This window comes from Aeribacillus pallidus, assembly GCF_050478865.1.
In the GTDB taxonomy this organism is placed as follows: Bacteria; Bacillota; Bacilli; order Bacillales; family JACDOC01; genus JACDOC01.
Genome location: NZ_JBCNBW010000106.1, coordinates 1 through 492 on the forward strand (window position 1 = coordinate 1; position 492 = coordinate 492).

Annotated in this window: 1 tRNA gene; it reads left to right on the top strand. The window is 47.4% G+C overall.

Going from position 1 to position 492, the window contains the following annotated elements:
* The first annotated feature begins 147 nt into the window (after positions 1-147).
* Positions 148-223, top strand: a tRNA-Thr gene (locus ABES52_RS16870).
* The last annotated feature ends 269 nt before the right edge of the window (positions 224-492 follow it).

Consider the following 492-nt stretch of genomic DNA (forward strand, 5'->3'; position numbering starts at 1 on the left):
TGCCGGCTTAGCTCAATTGGTAGAGCACGACCGAATAAGATTCGGAGCGATGCTTCAGCGTACCGCTCGAGCTGCTACTTGAATCAGCTTACCGAGAGTGGGACGACGATAAATAAGGTTGAGTTAAGTCAAAAATAAAACCAATATGCCGGCTTAGCTCAATTGGTAGAGCAACTGACTTGTAATCAGTAGGTTGCGGGTTCAAGTCCTGCAGCCGGCACCACTCACTTCGAGCCATTAGCTCAGTCGGTAGAGCACGAATGAATAGACATCGTAGCGTTACATCGAGCGCACCACTCGAGCCGCATCTTGAGAAAACTTTCTGAGAGTGGGGCGTCAATAAAAGCTGCGAGTTGTACCGCTCGAACTACAACTTGAATGAACTTACTGAGAGCGGGACATCGACTTTGAGAATTTAATGATAACCAACAATATATCTGAGCCATTAGCTCAGTCGGTAGAGCATCTGACTTTTAATCAGAGGGTCGGAGG